Origin of the sequence: Cronobacter sp. EKM101R (assembly GCF_963888145.1) — a bacterium.
Taxonomy (GTDB): Bacteria; Pseudomonadota; Gammaproteobacteria; order Enterobacterales; family Enterobacteriaceae; genus Cronobacter; species Cronobacter turicensis.
Map to the genome: position 1 here is coordinate 277,858 of NZ_CAWPHW010000001.1, position 11,255 is coordinate 289,112.

Consider the following 11,255-nt stretch of genomic DNA (forward strand, 5'->3'; position numbering starts at 1 on the left):
CTGATTTGGTGGGGGGTAGGTTGCTGTTTCTAATGGGCAGTGCTCTCTCCTGCAATTCTCCAGCTGCGACCGAGTGAATTTACAGGGTATAACTTAAGCACAGAGATCAAAACTCCCTGGAAAGCGTTAAATATCCGTTAAACCTGACAGAGCATTCATCACGATTTATCAGACCAGAGGCGATAAAAACATCTTTTTTATTGGCTTTGTTGAAATAAGTATATTTTGCTGTTACCGATTGCGTATGATTACCGTGGTAACTTGCAAAATAATCACCTTCTGATAATGATAGCCTGCCTGCTGATGTATTAGCGGCATAGTCAGTTTTCGCTAATGCAGCAGCATAGGTTTTCGATACGGGAGCAGTATACAGATGTTCTACCCGAGTTTTAGCGCGGTCGATAGCGGTAATATCAATGTTTAATTCATCCCCTATCGCACTAAATAATGAAGATTCCAGCGATGCACCAACGATTGTGCAATCATGATTTTTACTATACGAGATAACAGGGATAGCGGATATAAGGCAGAAAAGTAATCGCTTCATGTTTTCAATCTTCTACCACTAATATTTTGTCGTCACTGGCTGCGATGATTTTACGGTTCGTCAGGCTGAGAATGATACAACCATCAGAGGCTTCTCCTGGATGGGCAGTGCTCTCGCCATGAATCATAAAACCGTCCCGACCACACATGTCATTTTCTGTATAGGGGGTAAGCTTCATTGTCCACGCTTTAGTTTTATGATGGCTAAAGGCTGGCCCAATAGTATATGTACCTCTTGGTAATGGACCTTTACCTTTAACGCATTCATTCGCCGAATCATCTTTATAACCCGGCCTGCCTGAATATTCTGCTGAAAACTGATAAGTTCCGTTTAAATAAAACTCCTTTGCGCTAACCTTATAAACCCAGGGCATTATGCTGCCTCCATTTTTTTGTTCCAGTTATCACTATGAATGATGTTACCATCAATGTAGTGCCATGTTATTTTTTCATAGGAAATGTAAAACGCTTCCAAATGATTATGTTTTCCAAAAAGAGGGTCTTTATCATCCATCATGAGAGAAGTTATTTCATTAATTATCGCATTTTCCACTGTGATACGAAAATATTCCTCCTCATTGCCGTTGAAATTGATTTTATAAAACTTTAATTCAGCCTTGTTGAACTTTCGACCTGTAGCTACTGCTCTGTAAAGATAAGGTGAGGCGATATCTATTTCTTTGAGTAAGGCAACATCACTATGAATGCGCTTGCTGGTGATTTCACTTGTCAGGTGGTCAACGGGCAGTTCTACACTATGCATAAATTCTAAAATTTCAATGCTGCCTTCTCTGTTATGGATATTAACGGATCCATTAACAGGTTGGTCAGTCTCATCGAACAACCATAAGTATGCAGGAATAGCCACAAGAGTTCCTTTTTTACGCATTAATGATATGGCGATCTTAACCCCGTTAAATTTTAATGACATTATCTTTTTTGTGGTGATAGCTCAGAAAGCTAAAATACGGACTGCTCACTATTTTAAATATTACATTTAAAAATGTTTATCCTTAATTAAATATAAGGGGCAAATAAAAATGTTATGAATTCTATCGTGGATAATATGGTTAAATCCACCGCTTGCCTCCCTCATCCGTTTGCCCTACTCTGACAGCGGTAAATGTATTTACTGATGACTCGGGGTGCCCTTCTTCGTGAAGGCTGAGAAATACCCGTATTACCTGATCTGGATAATGCCAGCGTAGGGAAGTCAGATGCCTGTCCGGTATCCCGTCTTCGCGCCTGGCAGGAGAGAACCATGTCTTCTGACCTGCTTTGCGGCTCGCACGCCGCGCCTGTTGTCACCCAACTTCGTCGTCATGCGCCGCTGGTGCACTGCATCACCAACGATGTGGTGCAAAATTTCACTGCCAATGTCCTGCTCGCGCTTGGCGCCTCGCCCGCGATGGTGGTGGATGCCGAAGAAGCCGCGCAGTTCGCGGCCATCGCCGATGCCTTACTCATCAACCTCGGTACGCTGACGCGTCCGCAGCAGCAGGCGATGCGGGCGGCCATCGACAGCGCCTGCGCGGCGGGCAAGCCCTGGATGCTCGACCCGGTCGCCGTCGGCGCGCTCACGCTACGCACTGAATTCGCGCAGGAGATCCTGGCGTGTCGTCCCGCCGCGATCCGCGGGAACGCTTCGGAAATTCGCGCGCTGGCAGGCGAGAGCGGCGGCGGGCGCGGCGTTGACGCCACTGAAAGCGCGCATCAGGCCCGCGAGGCGGCCTGCTTACTGGCGCGCCGCAGCGGTGCTGTTGTCGCCGTTACCGGCGAGGTTGATTACATCACCGATGGCGAACGCACGCTGGCGGTCGAGGGCGGCACCGCGATGCTCACCCGCGTGGTGGGCACCGGCTGCGCGCTCTCGGCGGTCGTCGCCGCCTGCTGCGCGCTGCCGGGCGACCGGCTGGAAAATGTCGCGACGGCCTGCTGGCTCATGAAGCGGGCGGGCGAACAGGCGCAGGCCATTTCCCGTGGGCCCGGCAGTTTCGCCAGCGCGTTGCTGGATAGTCTGCACGCGCAGGCATTCGGAGGTGCTCATGAAACGCATTAACGCGCTCACCATCGCCGGTACCGATCCGAGCGGCGGCGCGGGCATTCAGGCCGATCTCAAAACCTTCTCGGCGCTCGGCGCCTATGGGACCTCAGTGATCACGGCCCTGGTGGCGCAGAACACGCGCGGCGTGCAGTCGGTGTATCGGATTGAGCCGTCGTTCGTCGCCGCACAGCTCGACTCGGTATTAAGCGATGTGCGCATCGACACCACCAAAATCGGCATGCTGGCGGAAACCGATGTGGTGGAGGCCGTGGCGGAGCGGCTCGCACGCTACCGTGTGCGCAATATCGTGCTGGATACGGTCATGCTCGCGAAAAGCGGCGATCCGCTGCTAAGCCCGTCGGCCGTGCGCACGCTGCGCGAACGGTTATTGCCGCAGGTGGCGATCATCACGCCGAATTTACCGGAGGCGGCGGCGCTGCTGGAAACCACACATGCCCGCAGCGAAGCGGAGATGCGCCAGCAGGGCGAGGCGTTGCTGGCGCTCGGCTGCGGCGCGGTGCTGATGAAAGGCGGGCATCTGGACGATGCCGAAAGCCCGGACTGGCTTTTTACGCCCGACGGCGCGACGCGCTTCACGGCACCGCGTGTCATCACCAAAAACACCCATGGCACCGGCTGCACGCTCTCCAGCGCGCTCGCGGCGCTGCGCCCGCAATATGCTGACTGGGTTGAGACGGTGACGGCGGCGAAAGCATGGCTCACTCAAGCGCTGCAACAGGCGGATAGCCTGGAGGTGGGAGAGGGGATCGGGCCCGTCCATCATTTTCATGCGTGGTGGTGAAGCGTGCCAGCAGAATTAGCTGAAAATGCGGTCAGGTCTGGCAATCTGTGCTAATCAAGTCCAGGCTAAGAGGGCCCAGTTAAGACGTGGGTAAGGAATTTTATCGTCCGGCAGGTCTGCGCCTGCCGACCATAACGGGAGCGTATGATGACTGATATTGTGCAGTTGCTCGGCAATGATGCCGATAGCCTGTTACAGCACCGCTGTACGACCATTTCCTCCGACCAGCTTTATCTGCCAGGGCCGGATTATGTCGATCGCGTGATGATCGATAACAACCGTCCGCCTGCGGTGCTGCGAAATATGCAGACCCTCTACAACACCGGACGCCTCGCGGGCACCGGCTATCTGTCTATTCTGCCGGTGGACCAGGGCGTCGAGCATTCGGCGGGCGCGTCGTTCGCCGCCAATCCGATGTATTTCGACCCTAAAAATATTGTCGAGCTGGCGATTGAGGCGGGCTGTAACTGCGTGGCGTCAACTTACGGCGTATTGGCGTCGGTGTCGCGCCGCTACGCGCACCGCATTCCTTTCCTGGTGAAAATCAACCATAACGAAACCCTGAGTTACCCCACCCAGTATGACCAGACGCTGTATGCGAGCGTCGAGCAGGCGTTCAATATGGGCGCGGTGGCGGTCGGGGCGACTATCTATTTCGGCTCTGAAGAGTCGCGCCGCCAGATTGAGGAGATCTCCGCCGCGTTTGAGCGCGCGCATGAGCTCGGCATGGTGACGGTGCTGTGGGCGTATCTGCGTAACAATAATTTCAAGAAAGATGGCGTGGATTACCACTCCAGCGCCGACCTCACCGGTCAGGCCAACCATCTGGCCGCCACAATCGGCGCGGATATCGTGAAGCAGAAGATGGCCGAGAATAACGGCGGCTATACCGCGCTGAAGTTCGGCTATACCGATGAGCGCGTTTACAGCAAGCTGACGAGCGATAACCCGATTGATCTGGTGCGCTACCAGCTCGCCAACTGCTATATGGGCCGCGCGGGGCTGATTAACTCCGGCGGCGCGTCCGGCGGCGAGGCCGATCTTACCGATGCGGTGCGCACGGCGGTGATTAACAAGCGCGCGGGCGGCATGGGGCTGATTCTGGGACGCAAGGCGTTTAAGAAAACGATGGCTGATGGCGTGAAGCTGATTAACGCGGTGCAGGACGTTTATCTGGACAAGAGCGTGACGATTGCCTGACGGCGGTTGAGGTTACGCAGCAAAAACGCGCCTGTGGGCGCGTTTTTTGTGGGCGGGGTAAGCGGTGGGGCGTGGTATAAGGTGGGGCGTGGGCTATGGTGGGGCGTGGGCTATGGTGGGGCGTGGTATAAGGTGGGGCGTGGTATAAGGTGGGGCGTGGTATAAGGTGGGTGCGCTGCGCTTACCCACCCTACGCTTACCCACCCTACAAAATCTCAAACCCTTGCATCGTGGTAGGGCGGGTAAGCGCAGCGCACCCGCCGTCCCACAAACCGTAACGCCATCCCGCGCATACCTTACTTAAGCAGCGGGCAATCCGGCGGCAGGCGGCAATGCAGCGCGCCGGGCTGCACCTCGATACGGAAATGCTGTCCGCTCAGCGGCTCGCCGTCGAGATTAAAGGTGATCTCATGCGGCGCGGTTATCTCAAACCAGGCCGATGCGCCGTCGATAATATTCGGGCTCTCTTCCGGCTGCGTCAGCGTGGTAAACAGCGCAGGTAATAACTCTTCGCCGGTAAAAATACGCAGATGCAGCAGGCCGTCGTTAATCAACGCCTCCGGGCACAGCTCCTGTCCGCCGCCCGCCTGACGCCCGTTGCCGATGCCAATCACCAGCGCGTCGCCTTTCCACTGAAAATTCTCGCCGCGAATTTCGCAGCGATCCGCTTTCAGGGCGTCCATCCGCATCAAACCGTGGATCAGATACGACACTCCGCCCAGCGCCGCTTTTAATCGTTCCGGCGTTTCGGTGGTGATACGCGTACCGAAACCGCCGGTCGCCATATTGATAAACCAGGTTTTATCATTGACGTGCGCGATATCAATCGGCACGGCGCGGCCTTCAATGGCCAGTTTCAGCGCTAGCTCAATGTCATCCGGTACGGCCGCGCTGGTCGCGAAATCGTTCGCGGTGCCGAGCGGCAGCAGACCGAGCGCCGGACGTTCTTCGCCGCTCAGCGAGGCCAGCGCCGCCGCCACTTCATTAATCGTGCCGTCGCCGCCTGCGGCGATCACCGTCTGCGCACCCTGTTCCGCCGCCTCACTGACATAGCGCGCCGCATCGCCTTTTTCCCAGGTCACGCGCACCTCTATCGGGTGGCCCTGGTCACGCAGCAGCTTGACGCTGCCGCGCAGGATCTCATTGTCAGCGCTTTTACCATTTAAAATCAGAAATGAACCAGGGGAACGGGACATGAATGCACTCCAGTGAATACCGATTCACAGAGTTTATCGCAGAGTCTGGCGAGTCGCTTAAGAACTGACTGAAAGGACAAAAAAATAAGCCTGCGTAAGGGAGATTACGCAGGCTGAAGGAGGTGGTTCCTGGTACAACGGGCATTTATGGTTTATGTTTTTCAGCGCCAGGGATAATAACCGCTTTAAACATAACGGTTTGTGATCCCATTCGAAGAAACATTCGCGCAGTAAAAATAACCCTTATAAATTATTTGCCGTGTGGATTTCTGGTGGTCTGGCCAGAGAAATTACGCATCAACAGCGCATATTCCAGTGCTAAATCTTCCGGAACCGGCATCCAGATGGTATATCCGTCTCCCGGCGCCACGTCCATTTTCTCACCTTTGGCGTTTTCCATATGCTCAAGCGTAAAGCTGACGTTGCCCTGCGGCGTCATCAGCTCCAGACTGTCGCCAATCGAAAACTTATTTTTCACCGCCACCGCGGCCAGCGCGCCGTTGCGCTCACCGGTAAACTCGCCGACGAATTGCTGACGGTCCGATACCGAGTAGCCATAGTCATAGTTCTGGTAGTCATCGTGGGTGTGACGGCGCAGAAAACCTTCGGTGTAGCCGCGGTGCGCCAGCCCTTCGAGCGTCTCCAGCAGGCTCGGGTCGAACGGCTTGCCAGCGGCGGCGTCGTCAATCGCGCGGCGATAGACCTGGGCGGTGCGGGCGCAGTAGTAGAACGATTTGGTGCGGCCTTCGATTTTCAGCGAGTGGACGCCCATCTTCGTGAGCCGCTCGACGTGCTGAATCGCGCGCAGATCTTTGGAGTTCATGATGTACGTGCCATGTTCATCTTCGAACGCGGTCATGTATTCACCAGGGCGCTGGGCCTCTTCAATCATAAAGACTTTGTCGGTCGGCGCGCCGATGCCGAGCGTCGGCTCGACGTTCTGCACCGGGATTGGCTCATGGATATGCACGATATTGCCGATGCTGTCCTCTTTGCCTTCCTGAACGTTATATTCCCAGCGGCAGGCGTTAGTGCAGGTGCCCTGGTTCGGATCGCGTTTATTGATGTAGCCGGAAAGCAGGCAGCGGCCGGAATAGGCCATGCAGAGCGCGCCGTGGACGAAGATTTCCAGCTCCATTTCCGGCACCTGCTCGCGGATTTCAGTAATTTCTTCCAGCGACAGTTCGCGGGAAAGAATGACGCGCGTCAGCCCCATCTGCTGCCAGAATTTTACCGTCGCCCAGTTCACCGCGTTAGCCTGCACCGAAAGGTGGATATCCATCTGCGGGAAGTGCTCGCGCACCAGCATGATAAGCCCCGGATCGGACATAATCAGCGCATCCGGCCCCATCTCCACAACAGGTTTGAGATCGCGGATAAAGGTTTTGAGCTTGGCGTTGTGCGGCGCGATGTTAACGACCACGTAGAATTTTTTGCCCAGCGCATGGGCTTCATTAATGCCGAGCTGCAAATTCTCGTGGTTGAATTCGTTATTGCGCACGCGCAGCGAGTATCGCGGCTGGCCGGCGTAAACGGCGTCGGCGCCATAGGCGAAGGCGTAACGCATATTTTTCAGCGTTCCCGCAGGCGACAGTAATTCTGGTTTAAACATGATGAACTCGTTCTGATGACAGGTCAGACCCGCTTCAACAGTGAAGCGGTCGGGGGCACGTTTACCCCCACGTTAAGGGCGGGAATTGTAGCGCCCGCAGCCTGGGCGTGCAAACCGTTATGGGGCTTATGGAAGCAAGGTGGGTGCGCTGCGCTTACCCACCCTACGAAACTTATGAACGTGACGGCGGGTGCGCTTACGCTTACCCGCCCTACGAAAACCCGATTCACATTCTGCGTAGGGCGGGTAAGCGCAGCGCACCCGCCATGCAACCCGCACCCGCCAGCGATTATCTCTACACCACCCGGCCCGCGTCGGCCTCCCAGCGGTAGCCCACGCCGTATACGGCGCGGATAAACGGCTGATCGTCGTCCAGCGCTTCCAGCTTGCGGCGCAAATTTTTGATATGACTGTCGATTGTGCGGTCGGTCACCACGCGATAATCGTCATACAGGTGATTCAGCAACTGCTCGCGGGAAAACACCTTGCCCGGCTCGCTGGAGAGCGTCTTCAGCAGCCGGAATTCGGCGGGCGTCAGATCGAGCGGCTTCTGCCGCCAGCTCGCCTGGAAACGTCCTTCATCAATAACCAGCGGGCTCTGCGCGTCCAGCGTTTGCAGATCGCGTTGCGGCTTGCAGCGGCGCAAAATAGTTTTCACGCGCGCCACGACTTCGCGCGGGCTAAAGGGCTTGCAGATGTAATCATCGGCGCCGATCTCAAGCCCCAGCAGGCGGTCGATTTCTTCGATTCTGGCGGTGACCATCACAATCGGCACTTCAGAGAAGCGACGGATTTCGCGGCACAGCGTCAGCCCGTCAGTGCCGGGCAGCATCAGATCCAGCAGAATCAAATCCGGCGGCGTCTGGCGGACATACGGCAACACCTGATCGCCATGGTTAATCAGCGTGGGCGCGTAGCTGGCCGCCCGCAGGTAATCCACCAGCAGCGCGCCGAGTTTAGGCTCATCCTCGACAACCAGAATGCGCGGGGTTTTGTCGTTAATCGGTAACTCTGTCATACGTCTCCCGGAAGTACGGCATCAAGCGGTAAGGATACGGTGATGCTAACACCACCTGATGAAGAATGATCGGCAGTAATCGTCCCGCCATGCGCCGCCACGATATTGGCGCAGATGGCAAGACCGAGGCCCGAGCCGCCGCTGGCGCGGTTACGCGAGCCTTCCGCCCGGTAAAAGCGCTCAAACAGTTTCGCGAGCTGTTCATCGCTCACGCCCGGCGCGCTGTCGCTAAACCGCAGCACAAAGCGCTGCGCCTGACGCTCCCCCTGAATCAGCAGCCCGCCGCCCGCGTCCGTGTAGCGCAGGCTGTTTTCCAGCAGATTATTAAAAAGCTGCATCAGACGGTCGCGATCGCCAAAAAGCGTCACGTTTTCCGGCATCGACAAATTCAGCGTCAGCCCGCGCGCGGCAAAACGCTCGCGGAACGCACCCGCGGCCACCTCAATCAACGCCACGATCTCCAGCGGCTTTTTCTGGTAGGCGAGGGCGCCTTCGTCAGAGAGCGACAGCTGGTGCAGATCATCCACCAGTTTGGTCAGCGTGCCCACTTCCGCCTGCAACGAGGCGACCGATTCCGGCGTAAACTGGCGCACGCCGTCCTGAATCGCCTCCAGCTCGCCGCGCAGCACCGCCAGCGGCGTGCGCAACTCATGGGAGATGTCCGCCATAAACGCCTGGCGCATCTGCTGGTTTTTCTCAAGCGTACTGGCGAGCTGGTTGAAATCCTGCGCCAGTCGGCCCAGCTCATCCTGCCCGGTGGCGACGACGCGGGTGGTGAAATCGCCCGCCGCCAGACGATGAGTGCCTTCCACCAGCCGTTTTACCGGGGCAAGCAGCCCGCGCGCCAGCAGCAAGGTGGCCGCTGCCGCGAGCAGCGTCGAGAGCGCGACGATAAGCCAGCTGGTGCGCCGCTGCTGTTTATCAAAGTTGATATCGGTGCTGCGCGTCAGCCGCTCGACCGGCGAGGCGATCACCCAGCCGACGCGTTTGCCGTCAACGGCAATGGCGCGCCGCGCGCCATCCTGCGGCACCGGCGACGGTGGGCCGACCAGCACATTCTGTTCGGCATCCACCACCCAGAACTGTGTGCGCCAGCCGTGCGGTGGCATATGGGGCGGCGGCCTGCCGTCCGGCGGCGGTGGCGGGCCGTCGTGGGCGTTCTCACGCTCGAAAGAGCGTAAGATCTGGAACACCACGCGATCGTTATGCCGCAGGAATCCCCAGTCGCCGTGCTGCTGATACTGATCGCTCAGCGCGTCGCTTAACAGCGCCAGCCGCTGCTCGTTGCCGTGCTTGATATAGTCGATGAAGCCGCGCTCAAAGCTAAAGCGCACCGCCCAGTGCATCGTTATCAAGAGCAGGATACAGGTGGCGAAAATGGCTAAAAACAGCTTGCCCGTGATGCCGGGCCGCCAGAACCTCATGAAGCACTCCTTTTACGCCGTGCGATGACGGCGTTTTTACTGACATCGTCCGGCACGCGAGCAAACACCAGCGCCGGAACGGCGATAATTAGCGCCATGCACAGGTATGTCCAGAAAAAGACGCCGTGGGCGTCGCTGCTGTCGGCGGCCAGCTGGTTGTGGCCAAACGCGCCCAGCAGCAGGCCCGCGATACTGACCCCTACGCTCATGGAGAGCTGCATCACCATCGACAGCAGGCTGTTGCCGCTGCTCGCCATGGCATCGGGCAGATCGCGCAGCGTCAGCGTATTCATCGTCGAGAAACGCACCGAGTTCACCATCCCCTGAAAGAGCATCACCACCGGCAACAGCCAGCACCAGCCCGCCAGCGCCACGCCCATAAACAGCAGGCTCACCAGCGCCAGCGCGAGCGTCGAGGCCACCAGCACATGGCGATAGCCAAAGCGGTTTACCACCTGCACCACGATGCGTTTCATTCCCATGCTGCCAAGCACCATCGGGATCATCATCAGCCCGGCGTGAAACGGTGAAAACCCAAGCCCAATCTGTAAAAACACCGGCGTCATAAACGGCAACATGCCGCTGCCGATGCGGCCACATAAACTACCGAGCAGCCCCAGCGAAAACGTCGGGGTGTTAAAAAGCCGCAGGCTGAATAACGCCCGCTCGTTGCCGCGCGCGTGCCAGAGGTAGAACAGCAGGGCCGCGCTGCCGCCCGCCACCAGCGCGCCGAGTCCGGCAGGGGAGAGGCCGGTGCTGCGGTAGCCGTCGAGCGCAATGGTCAGCGCCGCCATGCCGAAAGCGAGCAGTACAAAACCGGAGAAATCGAAACGCCGCGTCTGCATGGTGTAGTTTGGCATCAGCCAGAGCGTCGCGGCGGCGCCCGCAATGCCCACCGGCAGGTTGATGAAAAAGATCCAGTGCCAGGAGGCGTACTCCACCAGCAGCCCGCCGAGCGCCGGGCCGAGCAGCGGCCCCACCTGGCCGGGGAGCGTCACAAACGTCATCGCCGCCATGTATTGATCGCGCGGAACGATTTTCATCACCGTCAGCCTGCCGACCGGCACCATCATCGCGCCGCCGACGCCCTGTAGCACCCGCGCCGCCACCAGCTCATTGAGCGTCGACGATTGCGCGCAAAAGAGCGAGCCGAGCGTGAACAGCACAATGGCGCTGAAGAAAATGTTGCGCACCCCAACGCGGTCCGCCAGCCAGCCGCTCGCGGGCAGCATCACCGCCACCGTCAGCACATACGAGACGATGACCATATGCATCCGCAACGGGCTCTCCCCGAGGCTTGCGGCCATTGAGGGGAGGGCGGTATTGACGATAGTGGTATCCAGCGCCTGCATAAAAAAGCCGAAGGCGACGATCCACAATTGCCAGCGCACGTTCTGGGGCAGGTCAGTCATA

11 protein-coding genes and 1 riboswitch are annotated in these 11,255 nt (G+C 57.6%); of the genes, 3 read left to right on the forward strand and 8 right to left on the reverse strand.

Going from position 1 to position 11,255, the window contains the following annotated elements; genetic code table 11:
- Positions 1-106 precede the first annotated feature (106 nt).
- From AACV31_RS01380 to AACV31_RS01390, 3 genes are read right to left on the reverse strand one after another with little or no spacing between them, the layout of a single operon-like run.
- The gene (locus tag AACV31_RS01380) at positions 107-547 is read right to left on the reverse strand and encodes a Shiga toxin A subunit (protein WP_165154718.1); all 441 of its coding nucleotides are present in this window, start codon (positions 545-547) and stop codon (positions 107-109) included.
- 4 nt (positions 548-551) lie between these two features.
- Positions 552-920, reverse strand: coding sequence for a tlde1 domain-containing protein (locus AACV31_RS01385; protein WP_075197688.1), 369 nt, complete (start codon positions 918-920; stop codon positions 552-554).
- A complete protein-coding gene (locus AACV31_RS01390; RefSeq protein ID WP_165154717.1) occupies positions 920-1,414 on the reverse strand; it encodes an Hcp family type VI secretion system effector in 495 nt (164 codons plus the stop codon). Before AACV31_RS01390 ends, AACV31_RS01385 begins: the two co-directional genes overlap by 1 nt.
- Positions 1,415-1,677: 263 nt before the next feature.
- Positions 1,678-1,774: riboswitch (TPP riboswitch) on the forward strand.
- 33 nt (positions 1,775-1,807) lie between these two features.
- Between AACV31_RS01390 and thiM the strand changes: the two genes are divergently transcribed.
- The 3 genes from thiM (at position 1,808) to fbaB (ending at position 4,592) form a co-directional block, all read left to right on the forward strand.
- The gene (gene thiM, locus AACV31_RS01395) at positions 1,808-2,605 is read left to right on the forward strand and encodes a hydroxyethylthiazole kinase (RefSeq protein WP_165154715.1); all 798 of its coding nucleotides are present in this window, start codon (positions 1,808-1,810) and stop codon (positions 2,603-2,605) included.
- Positions 2,592-3,392, forward strand: a complete 801-nt coding sequence (gene thiD, locus AACV31_RS01400; protein WP_075197320.1) for a bifunctional hydroxymethylpyrimidine kinase/phosphomethylpyrimidine kinase — start codon at positions 2,592-2,594, stop codon at positions 3,390-3,392. The genes thiM and thiD overlap by 14 nt, the downstream gene beginning before the upstream one ends.
- A gap of 147 nt (positions 3,393-3,539) precedes the next feature.
- On the forward strand, positions 3,540-4,592 hold the full coding sequence (gene fbaB, locus AACV31_RS01405) for a class I fructose-bisphosphate aldolase (RefSeq protein WP_165154995.1): 1,053 nt from the start codon (positions 3,540-3,542) through the stop codon (positions 4,590-4,592).
- A gap of 296 nt (positions 4,593-4,888) precedes the next feature.
- Here the strand turns inward: fbaB and yegS are convergent, their stop codons facing one another.
- From yegS to AACV31_RS01430, 5 genes are all read right to left on the reverse strand, one after another.
- Positions 4,889-5,788, reverse strand: coding sequence for a lipid kinase YegS (gene yegS, locus AACV31_RS01410; protein ID WP_075197318.1), 900 nt, complete (start codon positions 5,786-5,788; stop codon positions 4,889-4,891).
- Positions 5,789-6,038: 250 nt separating this feature from the next.
- Complete coding sequence (gene trhP / locus AACV31_RS01415; protein ID WP_165154714.1) at positions 6,039-7,400, reverse strand: prephenate-dependent tRNA uridine(34) hydroxylase TrhP; 1,362 nt, start codon at positions 7,398-7,400, stop codon at positions 6,039-6,041.
- Between the two features lie 295 nt (positions 7,401-7,695).
- Positions 7,696-8,418: a two-component system response regulator BaeR gene (gene baeR, locus AACV31_RS01420; RefSeq protein WP_015741810.1), complete on the reverse strand. Its 723-nt coding sequence runs from the start codon at positions 8,416-8,418 to the stop codon at positions 7,696-7,698.
- Positions 8,415-9,842: a two-component system sensor histidine kinase BaeS gene (gene baeS / locus AACV31_RS01425; RefSeq protein WP_161588520.1), complete on the reverse strand. Its 1,428-nt coding sequence runs from the start codon at positions 9,840-9,842 to the stop codon at positions 8,415-8,417. The genes baeR and baeS overlap by 4 nt, the downstream gene beginning before the upstream one ends.
- Positions 9,839-11,254 (reverse strand): MFS transporter, encoded by a 1,416-nt coding sequence (locus AACV31_RS01430; protein ID WP_165154712.1) that lies wholly within the window; start codon positions 11,252-11,254, stop codon positions 9,839-9,841. The genes baeS and AACV31_RS01430 overlap by 4 nt, the downstream gene beginning before the upstream one ends.
- Position 11,255: the final 1 nt, after the last annotated feature.